This window comes from Mycobacterium sp. NPDC004974 (assembly GCF_053600815.1).
On record NZ_JBSGAQ010000002.1, the window covers coordinates 509,537 to 527,068 of the forward strand.

Here is a 17,532-nt window from a genome sequence, read left to right on the forward strand (position 1 = left end):
GCGCGACGCACATGTGAGGACGCGCGGCCGTGAGGTCCAGCTAACCCAGCTGGCGGGCCAGCGCCCGGCCGATGACCCGGGCGGCCTCGGCAAAACGTTGCGGATCGGGCCCGGAATAGTTGAGTCGCAGGTACGGCCCGGACGGCTCGGCGGGAAACCACTCGTTGCCCGCCGCGACCAACACGGACTCAGCCTCGCAGTCGCGGACCAGCCGCTGCAGGTTGATCGCGTCGGGGAGTCGCAGCCACAGATGCAGCCCGCCACGTGGCACGTGTTCCAACTGCGCGCCCGGGGCATGCTCGGCCAAGGAGGCGATCAAGAGGTCACGCCGGGCCTGCAACTGCTGACGCAGGTCGCGCAGATGGGTACGCCAGGCCGGCTGGGTGACCACGTCGAGTGCCGCGGCCTGCAACAACCCGCTGACGTACATCGATTCCGCACCACGGTCGGCCAGAATCCGGTCCCGCGCAGGACCTCTGGCCACCATCGCCCCCACCCGGATCGACGGTGACACGCTCTTGGTCAGCGACCGCAGATAGATGACGTGTCCAGCGTCGTCGGAAGCCGCCACCGGCCTGGAGGTGCTCTCGATGCCGAAATCGTGGGCCCAATCGTCCTCGACCAGGAATGCACCGTGGCTGCGAACCACCTCCAGAATCTGGCTCGCGAGTTCTGGATCCCATTGGGCACCGGTCGGATTGGCGTAGTTGGGCTGCGCGTAGAACACCCGGGCGCCGGTCTCGTCGAAGGCCCGCGACAGCTCTTCGGGCTCAGGCCCCCGCGGCCCGCTGGGCACGGGCACCAGCCGCACGCCGCACTGGGCCGCGGCCAGGATGGCCCCCCAGTAGCTGGGCGACTCGATCAACATCGGCTGACCGAACCCGACCAGTGCGCGGAAGATCGAGCTCAGACCGCTCTGACTCCCAGGCAGCACGATCACCTCACGAGCCGTCGGCGCGGTGACGCCGGCGCCGTACGCCTCGGCCAGTTCCTGGGCGAACCAGGCCTGCAGGTCGGGCCGGCCGGGTGCCGTCGCCACGCTGAGCGCGGTGTCCCCGCGGGCGGCTCGCGCGAGTGCGGTACGGACCAGCCGTTGAGGAAGCAGTTCGCGGACGGGATAACCGGCGTGCAGCGCGATCACGTCAGGCGCGACGCCGCGCAGCGGCGTCGACAGTGCGGGGATCCGCGCCTGTGGCGACCGCAGCGCCGCGGTCTGCCAGCCATAGTCGGGCAGACGCGCACTGGGTACCGCCCGCACAAACGTTCCGACCCCCGGCCGGCTCTCCACCAACCCCAGGCTGCGCAGCGTGCGCATGGCCTTGGCGACCGTCACCGGGCTGGCCGCATAGTCAGCCACCAGGGCCCGGTTGGACGGTAGCTGCGCGCCGGGCGGCGCGGTGGCGATCCACTTTCGCAGGCCGGACACGATCCGCTCAGTGCTATCGTTATCCATGTTGATACAGAGTAGCGCTACTCGGAATAACTCGACGGCGCTATCCCACCCGGGGTTGTGGTGGGGCCTGTTGGGCGTCACGGCGTTCTCGTTCACCATCGTGTTCACCAAGGTGGCTATCGGCGGACTGTCCCCGCTGTTCATCGGCGCCGGGCGCGCCGTCGTCGCCGCCGCCATCGCGGTGGCCGCACTCGCCCTGACCCGGCAGGCACTGCCCTCGGCCCGGCAATGGGCCCGGCTGGCCGTCGTGGCAGCCGGTGTCGTGGCGGGCTTCCCGCTACTGACCTCCTACGCGCTCACGGTGGTTCCCGCCAGCCACGGCGCCATCGTGGTGGCATTGCTACCGGCCGCCACCGCGGTGTGCGCGGTGTTGCGCGGCCACGAACGTCCGCCGGCCGCGTTCTGGGCGTTGGCCGCAGCCGGAGCGCTGGCCGCGGTGGTGTTCGCCATGGTCCACGGCGCCGGATTCGGTCATCTGGGCTGGCCGGACCTACTGCTGTTCGGCGCGGTTCTCGCGGCTGCGATCGGGTACGCCGAGGGCGGATTGCTGGCCAGGGAACTAGGTGCCTGGCAGACGGTGTCCTGGGCGCTGGTGGTCGCAGCACCGGTGATGCTGACCCTGACGGTGCTGGCCGTCGTACAGCAGCCGCCGAATGCGACGCCGGTGCAGTGGGCCGCGTTCGGCTACCTGGCGGCGGTCAGCATGTACCTGGGCTTCTTCGCCTGGTACCGCGGCCTGGCCATCGGACCGATGACCCAGGTGAGCCAGGTGCAGTTGATCCAGCCGGTGATGACCATCGGCTGGGCGGCACTGCTACTGCACGAGCGGCTGACGTGGTCGACGGTGCTCGGCGGTGCCGCGGTCATCGGGTGCGCCGCCCTGGCCGTGCGCATCCGCCTCCGGTGAGTCGACGACGCCGAAAGCCGGTGGAACCCGTTGGATTCCACCAGCTTTCGGGCAACTCAGAACTTCGCCAGGAAGTCCGAGGTGTAGACGTCACCACGGCTGCGTCCCGGCGCAGGCGGTCCCTCGACGACCACCCAGGCCGCGTTCGCCTTGTCCATGGACGGCCCTGACACGTTGATGGTCGCGGTACCGCCGGCATCGGTGTGCAGCACACCCCCGGACACCCCCGGATCGCCCGGATTGCACGTGGCGACCGACGCGCGGGGCAGCTGGATGAGCCTGACCTGGTAGTCGGTGTCGGGCCGGGCCGACTGCATGTGCACCTGCGCACTCACATTCGAGCCGTCGCTGCTGACATCGGCCCATCCCGAGCCGGAACCCGACCCCATTCCGTCGAGGAACAGTGCCGCGACGAAATCACAGTTCCGGATCTGATTCGAGAACGGAGAGAACGACGAAGCACTGGCCGGCGGGGCGCCGATCCCGCTGAGCACCACCCCGCCCGCCGCCGCCAACGTCACCACGCGCCTTGTGCGCCAATCCATCGCAATGCATCCTGCCTGCTCGACGTATCAGTGCGTCATTATTGGCACAGATCGCACGCCGAGAAGCGGCAGTTTGCACAAATCGCTGACGGCTACCGCCAGCGGCCGAGCACCTCTTTGGCCCGCGCACTCAGTACGGCCTGCAGGAACGGACCGAAGGTGACGCGCCCGACGCCGGCGGCCGTCAGTTCGGCGAGCTCGGCGGCATCGGGCGGAACGGTCACACTGACCGGCAGCGGTACCTCAGACACCAAGCGCGCCAACGCTTCCGGATCACGCAGTCCCGGCGGGAACAGCGAGTCGGCACCGGCAGCGGCGGCCTCGGACAGCCGGGCGATCGCGCGATCAACCCGGTCGGCGTCATCTCCGTCGTTGCGCAGGAACAGGTCGGTGCGCGCGTTGATCACCACATGCACTCCCGCGGCGTCCGCAGCCGCGCGTAGCTGACCCACCAGCTCGGCGTGCTCGGCCGAACTGCGCAGTCGCTTGCCCTCCTTGTGCACGGTGTCCTCGATGTTGAGCCCGACCGCCCCGACGTCGAGCAGACCCTCGATCAGCCGCTCCGGACGCTCGCCGTAACCGGACTCGATGTCCACCGAGACAGGCACGTCGACCGCGTCGGTGATTTGCCGCACCCGGGTCAGCAGGTCGTCGAACGACATCACCTCGCCGTCGGCCTTACCGATGGAATCGGCCAGCGGATGGCTACCCACGGTGAGCGCAGAGAAGCCCTCGCCCACCGCCAGTCGCGCCGACCAGGCATCCCACACAGTGGGCAACACAACGGGGTTGCCGGGTTGGTGCAGCGCCAGTAATGTCGCCGCCCGCTCCCGCAACGTGGTCTCACTCATTGATCCTCCAGGTGCTCAGATGTCCTGCTCAGATGTCCTTCGGCCAGGCGCGAAGCCGGTGCAACCAACACTACGACCCGGGTTCGGGCGGCTCATTGCGAGCGGTCCGCAACACCCCCTCTGACGTGATGCGCATCACGTCTCGATCGTGATGTGGCTAGCATTGGTTGTCGTACTGTGAGCCCTGACACCTTCAGCCCGAGGAGGTCACTTGTCCACCACCACCGAGTTCTCTGAACTGCACAACCTGATCGGCGACATGCGTCGCTGTGTCACCACGTTGGCGTCGAAGTACGGGGATTCCCCTGCCATGCGCCGCGTGATGAACGACGCCGAGCGGATCCTCAACGATATCGAGCGGTTGGACATCGACGCCGAAGAGTTGGAGATGCGTCACGGCGTGACACGCCAACAACAGGCCCGCGAGAAAATCGGCATCCCCGACACCCAATACGGAAGCGAGTTCTGGCAAGACGTCGCTGACGAGGGTCTCGGCGGATACCGCTGAGCTCACGGGCGTTTGACGCCCGACGAAACAACTGAACCTCAGAAAGGGAACCGTGAGCGCACCCACCGCTGACCGTCGCGCGACCGGGGTCTTCTCGCCTACACGAGCGCAGATCCCCCAACGCACCCTACGGACCGACCGGTGGTGGCAGGCACCACTATTGACCAATCTGGGGCTCGCGACGTTCGTCATCTATGCGACGGTCCGGGCGTTCTGGGGAAGCGCGTACTGGGTAGCGGACTACCACTACCTGACGCCCTTCTATTCGCCGTGCGTCAGCACGGCCTGCGCGCCCGGATCGAGCCACTTCGGTCAATGGGTCGGCGAGCTGCCGTGGTTCATTCCGATGGCGTTCATCTCACTGCCGTTCCTGTTGGCCTTCCGGCTGACCTGTTACTACTACCGCAAGGCGTACTACCGGTCGGTGTGGCAGTCGCCGACCGCCTGCGCGGTGGCCGAACCGCACGCGAAATACACTGGAGAAACCCGCCTTCCGCTGATCATGCAGAACCTGCACCGGTACTTCTTCTACGCCGCGGTGCTCATCTCCCTGGTCAACACCTACGACGCGATCACCGCGTTCCATTCGCCGTCCGGTTTCGGGTTCGGCCTGGGCAACATCATCTTGACGGGCAACGTCATCCTGCTGTGGGTCTACACGGTGTCTTGCCACTCGTGCCGGCACGTCACCGGCGGCCGGCTCAAGCACTTCTCCAAACACCCTGTGCGCTACTGGATGTGGACACAGGTGAGCAAGCTCAACACCCGCCACATGCTTTTCGCCTGGATCACGCTGGGCACCCTGGTCCTCACTGACTTCTACATCATGTTGGTGGCCAGCGGCACCATCTCCGATCTCAGGTTCATCGGCTGAGTCGCCCAACTGAATTCGTTGGCCGACAAGTACATACACGCGAAAGGCGAGTGGGGATTTTCATGGGCGAGTTGGAACGGCACACTTACGACGTCGTCGTGATCGGTGCCGGCGGAGCGGGTCTGCGCGCGGTGATCGAGGCCCGCGAACGCGGCCTGCGGGTGGCGGTGGTGACCAAGTCGTTGTTCGGCAAGGCCCACACCGTGATGGCCGAGGGCGGCTGCGCGGCAGCCATGCGCAACGTCAACACCAAGGACTCCTGGCAGGTTCACTTCGGTGACACCATGCGCGGCGGCAAGTTCCTCAACAACTGGCGGATGGCCGAACTGCACGCGCAGGAAGCCCCCGACCGGGTCTGGGAGCTGGAAACCTATGGGGCTCTGTTCGACCGGACCAAGGACGGCCGGATCAGCCAGCGCAACTTCGGCGGGCACACCTACCCGCGGCTGGCCCACGTCGGTGACCGCACCGGCCTGGAGATCATCCGCACCCTGCAGCAGAAGATCGTGTCGCTACAGCAGGAGGACAAGAGGGAACTCGGCGATTACGAGGCCCGGATCAAGGTCTTCCACGAGTGCTCCATCACCGACCTGATCAAAGACGGCGACCGGATTGCCGGCGCCTTCGGCTACTACCGCGAGACCGGCAACTTCGTGCTGTTCGAAGCCCCCGCGATCGTGCTGGCCACCGGCGGTATCGGCAAGTCGTTCAAGGTGTCGTCGAACTCGTGGGAGTACACCGGTGACGGCCATGCCCTGGCCCTGCGCGCCGGGTCGGGCCTGATCAACATGGAGTTCATCCAGTTCCACCCCACCGGCATGGTCTGGCCGCTGTCGGTGAAGGGCATCTTGGTCACCGAGGGTGTCCGTGGTGACGGCGGAGTGCTCAAGAACTCCGAGGGCAAGCGGTTCATGTTCGACTACATCCCCGCGGTGTTCAAGGGCCAGTACGCCGAGACCGAGGAAGAAGCCGACCAGTGGCTCAAGGACAACGACTCCGCGCGGCGCACCCCTGACCTGCTGCCCCGCGACGAAGTGGCCCGCGCCATCAACTCCGAGGTGAAGGCGGGCCGCGGCTCGCCGCACGGCGGCGTGTACCTCGACATCGCCTCGCGCATGCCGACCGAGGAGATCAAGCGACGGCTGCCGTCGATGTACCACCAGTTCATGGAGCTGGCCGAGGTCGACATCACCAAAGACGAGATGGAAGTCGGCCCCACCTGTCACTACGTGATGGGCGGCATCGAGGTCGATCCCGACACCGGTGGGGCGACCACACCCGGCCTGTTCGCGGCGGGCGAGTGCTCGGGCGGCATGCACGGCTCCAACCGCCTTGGCGGCAACTCACTTTCGGATCTGCTGGTGTTCGGCCGGCGCGCCGGCCTCGGTGCCGCCGACTACGTGCAGGCACTGCCGGAGCGGCCCGCGGTTTCAGAGGCCGCGATCATCGAGGCCACCGAGTTGGCCTTGGCGCCGTTCGAATCTCACGCGCATCCGGAGAATCCGTACACGCTGCATGCCGAGCTGCAACAGTGCATGAACGACCTGGTCGGCATCATCCGCAAGGCCGACGAGATCGAGGAAGCCCTGGCCAAGCTCGCCGAGCTCCGCACCCGCGTACACAACGTCAGCGTGGAGGGCGGTCGCGTCTTCAACCCGGGCTGGCACCTGGCCATCGACATGCGCAACATGCTGCTGGTCAGTGAGTGCGTGGCCAAGGCCGCGCTGGCCAGGACGGAAAGCCGCGGCGGGCACACCCGCGACGACTATCCGGACATGGACGCCAACTGGCGCAACACCCTGCTGGTGTGCCGCGCGGCCGGCGACGATCAGGTGGTGCCGGACGTGACGGTGACGCCCGAGTCCCAGCTGCCGATGAGGGAGGACCTGCTGGCCACGTTCGAGCTGTCCGAACTCGAAAAGTATTACACCGAGCAAGAACTGGCCGAACACCCCGATCGGAAGGGCTGAGCATGAGTGCCTACAACGCGAACCTGCGCGTCTGGCGCGGCGATGACACCGGCGGCGATTTGCAGGACTACACCGTCGAGGTGAACGACGGCGAGGTGGTGCTCGACATCATCCACCGGCTGCAGGCCACCCAGGCCGGCGATCTGGCGGTGCGGTGGAACTGCAAGGCCGGCAAGTGCGGATCCTGTTCGGCCGAGATCAACGGCCGCCCGCGGCTGATGTGCATGACCCGGATGTCGACCTTCGACCCGTCCGAGACGGTGACCATCACGCCGCTGCGCACCTTCCCGGTGATGCGCGACCTGGTGACCGATGTGTCGTTCAACTACGAAAAAGCCCGCCAGATCCCGTCATTCACGCCGCCCAAGGAACTGCAGCCCGGCGAGTACCGGATGCAGCAAGTGGACGTCGAGCGCAGCCAGGAATTCCGCAAGTGCATCGAGTGCTTCCTGTGCCAGAACGTCTGCCACGTGGTGCGTGACCACGAGGAGAACAAGGAGGCGTTCGCCGGGCCGCGGTTCCACATGCGGATCGCCGAGTTGGACATGCACCCGCTCGACGTGCTGGACCGCAAGGACATGGCTCAGGAGGAGTTCGGCCTCGGCTACTGCAACATCACCAAGTGCTGCACCGAGGTGTGCCCGGAAAACATCAAGATCACCGACAACGCGCTGATCCCGATGAAGGAACGGGTGGCGGACCGCAAGTACGACCCGATCGTGTGGTTGGGCAACAAGCTGTTCAGGCGCTAATCGTCCTCGAGTCTGCGTTCAGATCGCGATCCGGAACAAATATGCGATCTGAGCGCAGACTCGTCGTCGCTTCGGCGCGTAGGCTCAGGAAAAGCAGCCAATCAGCGTCGAAAGGCAGCTCCATGAGCATGGGACAGACTCACAGCATCAACGAGATCCGGACCGCGATCCGGGAACTGTCGATCCGGGCCGAGTTGGCCCGTAAAGAGGGCCGGCCGGGCGATGCCGGCGAGATCGAACAGCGCATCGCCAAATATCGCGACGAACTCGCCGCACGGCCCTGAGCCGGCCGGCCCGAGGCTCGGAGGTCAGGCGCCGAGCTTGCGGAACGTGCTGCGGTGGAACACGATTGGCGCCACATCGGCATTGACCGTGATGTCGCTGACACGCAGCACCACGATGGTGTGATCGCCGGCCTCGACGAGTTGCTCGATGGCGCTCTCCAGCCACACGCTGGTTCCGTGGATGAACACCGCGCCGGATTCGCGTGACTCGGTCTCCAGCCCGGCGAACCGGTCCCCCGTCTTGGCCGCCAAGGTGCGGGCCGCCTCGTCATGGGATTCGCCGAGCACGCTGATCCCCAGCGACGGCAGATCCTTGAGCTTGGGCCAGGTGGTCGAAGAGTTCTGCACGCAGAACGACACCAGCGGCGGGTCGAGCGACACCGGCACGAAGGTGCTGGCAGCCAAGCCGACCAAGGTGCCCTCTACCTCGGCAGCAATCGCGATGACACCGGACGGAAAGTGGCCGAACGCTTCACGCAGCGACGTCGGGCTCAGTTCTGTTGCACTCATAACACCTCCATCTTCACATTTAACCTTCAGCGTGTCACAGCTAGCCATGAGCGGCGGCCACGTCCGGGTGCGCTCGCACCCGGCTCTTCCACGCATTACGTCCGTACACCGAATAGATGCGGTCGTTGGACGGTTCGGCGCTCACGCCCCGGGCATGGGGACGACGAGACCATCGTCTCGATGAGCGTCGCGACGTCCCGCGACATCGTGGAGACCGGCAACACGACGAGACACGCTGTGCGGCTCACGGTCGGGTGTCGACCGGGTACACACGCGCGTTGCCCTCCGAAAGCTACTCTCTCCCATGACAACCTCGCCCTGGCCGACTCCCGTCGTGACCGGGCCACGACCATCGGGAGCAGTCATGGGCTACGCATCCTTCACCAACTGGCGGCGGCTGGAAGGCGACCCCGACCTCATCTGGCACGCACTCACGCACCCCGCGGAGACGCAACAGTACGAGGAGCACAAGACAGAGACCGTACTCGGGCCGAACTTCACGATGGCCGCCGGTCACAGCTGGGAGAGCAAGCACGGCGAGGAATGCGACCACGACGTCGTTCGGTGGACCATCACACGGCACGTGCCGGGCAAGGTGTTCGAGTTCACCGGCAAGCAGCGGGGCATTCGACAGAACGTGCTTCTCACCATGGAATCCGCGGATGGCGGCCACATCGTGACCGAGGCCATCCGCTTCCGCCCGGCGCTCGCCGGGCGGCCGGGTGCGCAGCTGCTGTCCTGGCTGCTGGTGGCCACCGGCCTGCTGGCCAAGGTGGGCGACGACCACGGCGAGAATCTCGACCTTCTCGAACAGCATCTCGCATCCCGGTAGCCGTCGTCGCCCCCGCGGAGCGGCGAACTCCCGGATCACGGTCCCTCGCCGCACCGGTCGGGGAGGGAATTCAGGCGGCGACGAGGTCGTCGTTCCGGTTGATCGCCGACGACGCGCCCTCGACCACACCCATGTCCAGCACCTGCTACAAAGCCTCAGCGGACTCGTAGGTGCTCACGCAGGTCGCACGAGTACCGCCGTTGTGCTCGGCGAAGGTGAAGACATTGGTGAACACCGATAGTGCGGGGTTCGGGTTGAAGTCCAGGTCGGCGAACCCGTCGACAAAGGCGAAGCTCTTCGGCTCGTCACCGAGCGGCGCGCGGCGGCCAGGGTCGCGATCGCGGTGAACACAACCCGGCCCCCGGCCGGTAAGTTGCCGGTAGCGTCGCGGTGGGCCGAACTAGGTAGTGCACTACTTTGCAATCTCGCGCGGTATCGCACAGCGGTACGGGGTCCGCTCAGGCGTCCAAGCGCGTGAACTCGTCCTGGCGGTACTGCTCGACGCAGGCGGCGCGCCGGACCTTGCCGCTCGTGGTCGTGGGTATCGACCCCGGAGACACGAGGACGAGATCCCCGACATTCAACCCGTGCGCATTGGATATCGCGGAGGTGACATCGCTCTTGATCTCCTTGAGCCAGTGCACCGCCTCTATCGTGGACTCTCCCCGCTTCTTGACCTCGATCACGGTCACCAGCTTCTCGGTACTGTTCACCGGCACCGAAATCGCCGCGACCCGACCACCGGTGATCTGTTGGACCGTCGCCTCGATGTCCTCGGGGTAGTGATTGCGCCCGCGGATGATCAGCAGATCCTTGATGCGCCCGACGACGAACAGATCACCCTCGGAGACGAAGCCCAGATCACCGGTTTTCAACCAAGGTCCGTCAGGCGTGCCGGCAGTCGGGTCGGCGAGTGCGGCGCCGAAGCACTGCTGCTCCTCCGGTGACCTGCTCCAGTAGCCGGCCGCGACATTGTCGCCGTGGACCCAGATCTCGCCGACCGCGTCCTGCGCGCATTCCGTGTTCGTATCGGCGTCGACGATCCGCACCACCGGAGACTGCGGCAGCTTGTAGTTGACCAGCGCAGAGCCGGTTCCGGCCGCACACCGCCGGACCCGGCCCGCGGACAGTTCATCGACGTCGAAGTGCGCGGGCTCCGACGCCTCACTCCACGTGCCGGTGGCCACGAACACGGTTGCCTCGGCCAGTCCGTATGACGGTCGCAGCATGTGATCGCGAAAGTTGAAGTGGGCGAACCGATCTGTGAAACGTTCCAGGCTGGCCGGTTCGACGCGCTCGGCGCCGTTGATGATGCCCCGCACCCCGCCGAGGTCGAGCCCGGCAAGGTCCGCGTCTTTCGTCTTACGGGCGGCCAGGTCGAAGGCGAAGTTGGGCGCCGCAGAAAAGGCACCCGGATTCTCAGCGAGCGCTCGGACCCATCTGGCCGGCTTCTCCAGGAAAGCCACCGGGCTCGTCAGGGCCGCGGAGTAGCCGCCGAGTATGGGTGCGCAGACACCGAGTACCAAACCCATGTCGTGGTAGAAGGGCAGCCACGAAACGATGGTCATATCAGTCGAGGTCTTGACGTTCGCATCCGCGAACAAACAGCGCATCAACTGCTCGAAATTCGACTGAAGGTTGCGGTGCGCGATCATCACCCCGGTAGGCAGCCGGGTCGAACCCGAGCTGTACTGCAGATACGCCGTGGCGGGGAATTCAGCTGTGCCACTGTCCAATCCATCTGTTCCATGGTCGGCGTCCAGGTTCAGCGAATCGACCACAACGATCTTCGGCGCGGTGCTCATACGTGACTGATCGACGTAGTCGCCGACATCCTCGGCGACCGCGGACGTCGTCAGGACCACCGAAGGCCTCGTATCGACGAACACCGCACTCACGCGCTCATGGCTTGAGCCGCGATGAGGCAGGGGAAGCGGAACCGCCACCAACCCGGCCTGCATCGAACCCAGGAACGCCAGGATGTACTCGAGGCCCTGCGGGGCCAGAATCACCGCACGGTCACCGACCGACCCGTGAAGGCGAATCTCGCGCGCCACGCTCATCGTCCGGCGCGACAGTTGCGACCACGTCAGCGTCTCGACCACGCCCGCCGGATCGGCGGCGTAATCGGTGAAGGTGAAGGCAACGTCGTTGGGCCGCAGACTGGCACGTCCATGCAGCATCGAGAGAATTGATGACTTGGGGCTGGGCATCACATCACGTCCGTTACTAGTCGATTCGATCGGCTCGGGAGGCGCCGTCAGCCCGCGCCCTGCGGGTTCAGCACCGACAACGCAGCGTTCGCCAGTTCCGACATCGGATCGGTGCCGCCGCCGAAGGTCGCCTGGTTCGCAGGTGCGGTGACTTCCGCGGGGTCGAAACCGTGCACCGGGTCCACCGTGACCGGAGCGGTCGCCGGATCGTCATTTCGCGAATAGCCCGCGTCCACCATAGGCAGCAAGACCCGGTCCAGCTCGTTGAGCGTGTTCTTGTCGTATCCGAGGTACTTGAACGGCAACACCAGCGGGAGGTGCTCCTCGGGGACCAGGTACGTCGTCGTCGTCGCACCCTTGGAGTTGACCGTCGTCCGGATGTTCTGTGCCGGAACGTTGCTCGGATTGGTGAACGCGATCGCGGTGTGACCGGTAGCCAAACCGGCGATCGCGTTGATCACGCTCATCCAGTTGTCGGGCCGGTCCGGCCAGTCGGCGATGCTGTCGTAGGCGGAGATGAACTGGTCGGTGTGGTACTGGCTCTCCACGGGAGCCGGTATGCGGTAGTCCATGAACGGCACGACGCTCCCGACGGGAAAGTTCTGGGTCAGGAAGCTCTCACCGAAGGGATGCTTGGCAATCGGGTCACCGAACGTCGCGAAGCTCAGCTGATCCGGCGGCGGAGCGGTCGGATCATTGGCCAGTCGCGCCTTCACTGCGTTGAGCACGAGGGCTCCCTCGGACAATCCCATCGCTGTCCCTTTGCCACCGTTGCGGATGGCCGCGTCGAGGTTTCCCTCTCCCTCGTCGACCGACTCGCCGATGCTGGGACCGTCGAGGCCCAGGCCGGGATAGATCTGTTCCCCGATCGGGCCGATACCGGGAAAGAGACGTTCCAGGGTGTGGCCCTGAACCTGTCCCGCCGGGTAGTCGACCTTCACCCGCTTCATGCCGGGGAACCACTGCTCACCCGTCATACGGATGTACTCGTCATAGGGAATCCCGAGGACGTGAGCCCCACCCAGGGCGTACGCGGTTCCGGGGTTTGACGTCCCAGAGGTCGGGCCGCCGGGCGTCGGCGGCCCGGGCGGCGACGTGTCATCGGCCGACGCGCTCCCGAGGACACCGAGGGATCCTGTGACGGTTGTCGTCACCAGCACCGCAAGTCCTGCAAGGAGTTTCTTCATCTCCACTCCTGATCGCCCCGCTTCGTTTCGTAGTTTCACACACATCACCCGTGCGCGCTCACCCGTCCTTACCTGCGCAACTTCCGAAATTGCCCCTCATGTGCGCTGCCGTCCGCCGGCTGCTCGGGACGGCCACCAGTTCGCCTTACCGATCAGGGCAGCGACGGCGGGCACCGTGATGGTGCGCACCACGAAGGTGTCCAGCAAGATGCCCACACCGATCACGAAACCGCCCTGGACCACCATGCCGATGGTGGAGAACATCAGACCGGCAACCGAAGCGGCGAAGATCAGACCCGCTGCGGTGATCACGCCTCCGGTAGAACTCAGGGTACGGATGACCCCATACCGGGTACTGTGCGGAGACTCGTCGCGCAGTCGCGACACCAGGAGCATGTTGTAGTCGGCACCCACCGCGATCAGCACCACGAACGCCAATGGGGGCACGCTCCAATGCAATTGCTGGCCCAGGAGTGCCTGGAACACCAGGACGCTGATGCCGAGTGCCGCGAAGTACGAGATCACCACGGACCCGACGAGGTACAAGGGAGCGACGATCGAACGCAACAGCAACATCAGGATCAGCAGCACCACGATGAGGGTCGCGGTCATGATGAACCGGATGTCCTGCTGGTAGTAGTCACGTGTATCCCGTAGTGCGGCCGGGAATCCGCCCATCGTTATCGAGGCGTCTGACAGCGTGGTGTTCGGCTGGGCCCCACGGGCGACGTCCTGGATCTGATTGACCTGATCCATCGCCTCGGAGCTGAACGGGTTGAGCTTGGTCTGGACCAGATACCGCACCGACCGGCCGTCCGGCGAAACGTACGCTGCCGAGGCTTTTTTGAACTCCGGAAGATTCAGCACCTCGGACGGAATGTTGAACCCCGCCTGTGCCGGATCTGCAGCGTCGTTGCGCATCGTCAGCAGGAACGACGAAGCCTGGTTCAACCCGGCAGAGATCACCTTGATCTGCTTGACCAGTTCATCGACGCCGCCTGCCACGTCCCGGCTCCCGCCGGCCAGGCGGTTGGCGCCTTGCTGCAGATCCTTCAAGCCCGACTGCGGACCGCCGGGCTTGTTCAGCCCCATGGCCTTGACCGCCTTGTTGACGCTGGCGAGCGCCGCGTTCAGCTTGGTGACCGTGGAGTTGAGCGATTGCTTGTCGTCGCCCGCGCCGTTCAGCTGATGAGCGAGATCGTTGATCTGGTCGAGGCTGCCGTCCTTGTTCGCGTCGACGAGCCGCTGGAACTGGATGCGAGTGTCGGCGCAGGACGGGTTGGCATCGCAGACCGCATTGTTCTGCAGCGCCGCCAGGACCGGATCGATCCAGGCGAAGATGTTCTTGACGGCGGACACGTTGTACCCCATGGCGTTGGAGAGCGCATTGACGCTCTGCACCAGCTTGGCCGTGGTTTCGACGTCCTTCACCAGCTTGTCGCCGCCGTACTCGGTTCGCACCGAGGAGAACGTGTCGACCAGGCCCTGCAGGCTGGGCGCGATCTGGTTGATCTGAGTGCGTACGTCGGCGAGGCTGTCGGCCAGCGTGTTGGCCCCGGATGCCAGTCGGTTGAGATCGCCGGAACGCTGATCGATCTGGGTGGAGCCGTCGGCCAACCGGGTACCGACGATGCCGGCCTGGAATGTGGCCCGGAATTCCGCGGGCACCTCGCCCAAGGGACGGGAGATGCCGCTGACCAGACCGACGTCGGGCAATTGGGCGACGCGCGAAGCCATCTGCTCCAGGTCCGCCAATGCTCTCGGGGTGCGCAGGTCATGTGGCGACTGGATGAGAATGTATTCGGGAATCGACTGACTGATCGGGAAATGACGTTCGACCGCGGCGTACCCGATCGAACTCGGCGCCGATGCCGCCACGACCTTGCGATCGTCATAGTTGTACTTGGCAAAGATCGCGGTGCCGGCCAGCAACGCCAACACGAGAAGACTGGCGACGAGATGCGGCACCGGCCGGCGCACGATGCGGATTCCCGAACGCCGCCAGAACCGGGCGGTGAGTTCGCGCCGCGGTTTCACCCACCCGCGCGGTCCGACCAGCACCAGGATTGCCGGCAGCAGCGTAAGTCCGGCCAGGTACGCGACGCCGATACCGATCGCCGCCGACACTCCGACCGTCTTGAACACTCCCATTTTGGTGAAGCTCAGCAGCAGGAAGGTGAGTCCCACTGTCGCTGCGGATGCGGTGATCACCTTCCCGATCGACAACATCGCGGCCCGGACCGCCTGATCGAAGTCGTTGTCCAGGCGCAGATAGTCGTGATAGCGGCTGATCAGGAAGACCGCGTAATCCGTGCCGGCGCCCGCCATGATCGCGCTCAGGAACACGACGGACTGGTTCGAGACACCGGTACCCGTCAGCTCGGAGAAACCCGCCACCAGCGCCTGGGCGATCAGCAGGGACGACCCGATCGTCACCAACGGCAGCAGCATCGTGACCGGACTGCGGTAGACCAGCAACAACACCGCCAGGACCAGCACGGCGATCGCGAGCTCGATCGGGAGCCGATCGTTCTCACCGGCCACGGTGAGGTCGGCGGCGGTGGCCGCGGGACCGGTGAGGTGCACCTGCAGCGGGCTGCCGGCCGTGCTGAGTTTGACGATCTCGGAAACCCGCTTGAACGAGTCCATCGCCCGCGGTGTGCCCAACTCACCGACCAGGCCCACCGGCAACACCCAGGTGGTCTTGTCCTTGCTGGTCAAGAACTGTCGCAATTGTGGAGTGCCGACAAAATCCTGGACGCTTTCGACGTCTGTGACGTCGTCGCGCAGGGCGTCCACCAGCTTGCGATAGGTCGCCTCGTCCGAGGGACCCAGCCCATTCTCGTTGATCAGGGCCACCAACAGCAGGTCGTTGTTGCCCGACTCGTGAAAGGCCTCGGTCATCTTCTGGGCGGTGACACTCGACGGCGCATCACTGGGCAGGATGGCGAGCGGATGCTTCTGGGCCATGTCGCTCAGCGACGGACATGCCAACGGCAGAGCGACGAGCAGCGCCGCCCAGATCCCGATCACCGCCCAGGGCCATCGCACTACGAAATCGGCTAGCCGTCGCATGTCGCCCTCACCCTCGCGCCGCTTCCATGGCCATCGCTCCGCTCGCCGCTACGCGACGCGCCCCCAGTGCCCGCTGTCAGCAACCCTCGAAGACACCGACTTCATCGCCTCCATGTACCGCGTAACCGACTTCTCGGCAACGGGATTGTCCGGATGCATGATCGCCATGACCGTGCCCTCCCCGTACCTGAAGATGTAGATCGTCAATTGGTACGAGAACCGATTGTCCGGGTACATCCCGATGTTGTTCGCGAGGCCCAAATCGCCTGCGGCGAGGATCGCGTTGAGCGGTGCGGCACCACCGTGGAGGAAATTCGACACCGGAAAGTTCGGCTGCGGCCAATTCAACCAAGGCGCCAACTCGAGCACGCGATAATACGGCACTCTCGCCATGTCCAGGCCCGAATCGAAAGAAGCCTGTGCGGCGCCGGCCGCGTCGCTGAAAGAGGTCGCCGCGACCGGCACGACAATCGGGATCAAACCGGTAAACCAACCCTGCGTGTTGAAATTGTCGCCGGCCGTGCGGGAATCTCTCGGGGTGAGTCCGTAATACGTCAGTGCGCCGGTGAACTCATGCTCGACCAGGCCCAGACAGGCGAACAGGCCACCGACGAAGCGTGCTCCCGCCGCCGCGCAGGCCGCGTCGAAGCGTTCCGTCTGCGCCGTGTCCATCAGGACCATGGAGCTCCAGGCACTGCTGGTCGACTTGTCCGGATTGCCCAGTGGCAGTGGGAATTCCGGAAATCCGTCGCTGTTGTTCTCGGCGAAGTCGATCCACGCCTGCACCCCTGGCGACTCGAGGGTCAACGCCGACGTGTATTCCCGTTCGCGGACACAGAAGTCGTCGAAGCTACCGGGTTCGGGCAACTGGAGAGCGTGACCGCTTCCGCTCATCGCGGAATACATGCCATTAGCTTCCATCATCGTCGTGCCGATCAACGTGGCATCTCCGTGCACGTGATCCATGGCCGCGAAGAAAGTGAAGTGGTCTTCGTTCTGGATTATGCCGAAAGTGAAACAGCCCCATTCCAAGGGATTGGGGATGGCCACGACATGGGCGTGTATTTCGTCGACGGTCATGGTGCCCTGATCGACCGGAACGAACTCGATATCGTCCGGCTTTTCGATCGTTCGCCTAACAAATTTGCCGTCATCGGCCTTTTCGAACCAGCTGCGGAATGTGTCGTGCCTACGCAGGTAGGTGTTGACCGCGTGGTCCATGGCCGAGATGTCACATTGGCCCGCCACCTCACAGCTGGCGATGATCTGCCGGGAGAAGTTCAGGCCGGCAGCCTTCCGCTCGCTGTAGTTCCGAAGATGTTGACTCTGCATGTAGCTAACTGGCACCGAGCTGACAGGTGCCCGATCCGCCGTTTCCTGAGCCGCAGCCGTCGGATGCCAGGACGTGACCGATCCCGAACTCAACGTCCATTCCTCAAGTGCGCCAACAGTTATCTTCCCGATGCGCAAAGCGTCGCCCTCCCGTTTGGCCGGCTGTGGCCGTGATCACCCGTGGTTGCCCAACATACCCCCACACCCGCTGGCAACCACTCCTGCGCCTCACGGCACAA

At 65.1% G+C, this 17,532-nt stretch carries 15 protein-coding genes and 2 pseudogenes; 7 read left to right on the forward strand and 10 right to left on the reverse strand.

The window, feature by feature from the left end:
* Positions 1–40: 40 nt before the first annotated feature.
* Complete coding sequence (locus ACWEFV_RS07370; protein ID WP_450069659.1) at positions 41–1,453, reverse strand: aminotransferase-like domain-containing protein; 1,413 nt, start codon at positions 1,451–1,453, stop codon at positions 41–43.
* Here ACWEFV_RS07370 and ACWEFV_RS07375 point away from each other — a divergent pair.
* Entirely contained in the window at positions 1,452–2,360 is a 909-nt protein-coding gene (locus ACWEFV_RS07375; protein WP_450069660.1) for a DMT family transporter, read from the forward strand. The genes ACWEFV_RS07370 and ACWEFV_RS07375 overlap by 2 nt on opposite strands.
* A gap of 56 nt (positions 2,361–2,416) precedes the next feature.
* Here ACWEFV_RS07375 and ACWEFV_RS07380 read toward each other — a convergent pair whose 3' ends face one another.
* Positions 2,417–2,905 (reverse strand): hypothetical protein, encoded by a 489-nt coding sequence (locus ACWEFV_RS07380; RefSeq protein WP_450069661.1) that lies wholly within the window; start codon positions 2,903–2,905, stop codon positions 2,417–2,419.
* A 92-nt stretch (positions 2,906–2,997) separates the two neighbouring features.
* A complete protein-coding gene (locus ACWEFV_RS07385; protein WP_450069662.1) occupies positions 2,998–3,756 on the reverse strand; it encodes an isocitrate lyase/PEP mutase family protein in 759 nt (252 codons plus the stop codon).
* Positions 3,757–3,967: 211 nt separating this feature from the next.
* Between ACWEFV_RS07385 and ACWEFV_RS07390 the strand changes: the two genes are divergently transcribed.
* The 5 genes from ACWEFV_RS07390 to ACWEFV_RS07410 all read left to right on the forward strand — a co-directional run bounded on the left by ACWEFV_RS07390 (position 3,968) and on the right by ACWEFV_RS07410 (position 8,144).
* Positions 3,968–4,264 carry a hypothetical protein gene (locus tag ACWEFV_RS07390; protein ID WP_135451638.1) on the forward strand — a complete coding sequence of 99 codons (297 nt, stop codon included), beginning with the start codon at positions 3,968–3,970 and terminating at the stop codon, positions 4,262–4,264.
* Between the two features lie 52 nt (positions 4,265–4,316).
* Positions 4,317–5,138, forward strand: coding sequence for a hypothetical protein (locus ACWEFV_RS07395; protein WP_135451637.1), 822 nt, complete (start codon positions 4,317–4,319; stop codon positions 5,136–5,138).
* 62 nt (positions 5,139–5,200) lie between these two features.
* Positions 5,201–7,108 (forward strand): fumarate reductase/succinate dehydrogenase flavoprotein subunit, encoded by a 1,908-nt coding sequence (locus tag ACWEFV_RS07400; protein WP_135451636.1) that lies wholly within the window; start codon positions 5,201–5,203, stop codon positions 7,106–7,108.
* A 2-nt stretch (positions 7,109–7,110) separates the two neighbouring features.
* Complete coding sequence (locus tag ACWEFV_RS07405; RefSeq protein ID WP_450069663.1) at positions 7,111–7,860, forward strand: succinate dehydrogenase/fumarate reductase iron-sulfur subunit; 750 nt, start codon at positions 7,111–7,113, stop codon at positions 7,858–7,860.
* A gap of 122 nt (positions 7,861–7,982) precedes the next feature.
* Complete coding sequence (locus tag ACWEFV_RS07410) at positions 7,983–8,144, forward strand: hypothetical protein (RefSeq protein ID WP_135451634.1); 162 nt, start codon at positions 7,983–7,985, stop codon at positions 8,142–8,144.
* 24 nt (positions 8,145–8,168) lie between these two features.
* Here the strand turns inward: ACWEFV_RS07410 and ACWEFV_RS07415 are convergent, their stop codons facing one another.
* Together ACWEFV_RS07415 and ACWEFV_RS07420 are read right to left on the reverse strand one after the other, a co-directional pair.
* The gene (locus tag ACWEFV_RS07415) at positions 8,169–8,654 is read right to left on the reverse strand and encodes a flavin reductase family protein (RefSeq protein WP_044514767.1); all 486 of its coding nucleotides are present in this window, start codon (positions 8,652–8,654) and stop codon (positions 8,169–8,171) included.
* A 40-nt stretch (positions 8,655–8,694) separates the two neighbouring features.
* Positions 8,695–8,817: pseudogene (locus ACWEFV_RS07420) on the reverse strand (isopenicillin N synthase family oxygenase); the annotation flags it as partial.
* Between the two features lie 201 nt (positions 8,818–9,018).
* Here ACWEFV_RS07420 and ACWEFV_RS07425 point away from each other — a divergent pair.
* Positions 9,019–9,486, forward strand: coding sequence for a hypothetical protein (locus ACWEFV_RS07425; RefSeq protein WP_450069664.1), 468 nt, complete (start codon positions 9,019–9,021; stop codon positions 9,484–9,486).
* Between the two features lie 70 nt (positions 9,487–9,556).
* Here the strand turns inward: ACWEFV_RS07425 and ACWEFV_RS07430 are convergent.
* From ACWEFV_RS07430 to ACWEFV_RS07450, 5 genes and pseudogenes are all read right to left on the reverse strand, one after another.
* Positions 9,557–9,793, reverse strand: a pseudogene (locus ACWEFV_RS07430) (SRPBCC family protein); the annotation flags it as partial.
* Between the two features lie 151 nt (positions 9,794–9,944).
* Positions 9,945–11,699: an AMP-binding protein gene (locus tag ACWEFV_RS07435; RefSeq protein ID WP_450069665.1), complete on the reverse strand. Its 1,755-nt coding sequence runs from the start codon at positions 11,697–11,699 to the stop codon at positions 9,945–9,947.
* A gap of 47 nt (positions 11,700–11,746) precedes the next feature.
* Positions 11,747–12,886 (reverse strand): acyltransferase PE, encoded by a 1,140-nt coding sequence (pe, locus tag ACWEFV_RS07440; protein WP_135451630.1) that lies wholly within the window; start codon positions 12,884–12,886, stop codon positions 11,747–11,749.
* A gap of 96 nt (positions 12,887–12,982) precedes the next feature.
* Positions 12,983–15,961, reverse strand: coding sequence for an MMPL/RND family transporter (locus ACWEFV_RS07445; RefSeq protein ID WP_450069666.1), 2,979 nt, complete (start codon positions 15,959–15,961; stop codon positions 12,983–12,985).
* Positions 15,962–16,009: 48 nt separating this feature from the next.
* Positions 16,010–17,431, reverse strand: a complete 1,422-nt coding sequence (locus tag ACWEFV_RS07450) for a condensation domain-containing protein (protein WP_450069667.1) — start codon at positions 17,429–17,431, stop codon at positions 16,010–16,012.
* Positions 17,432–17,532: the final 101 nt, after the last annotated feature.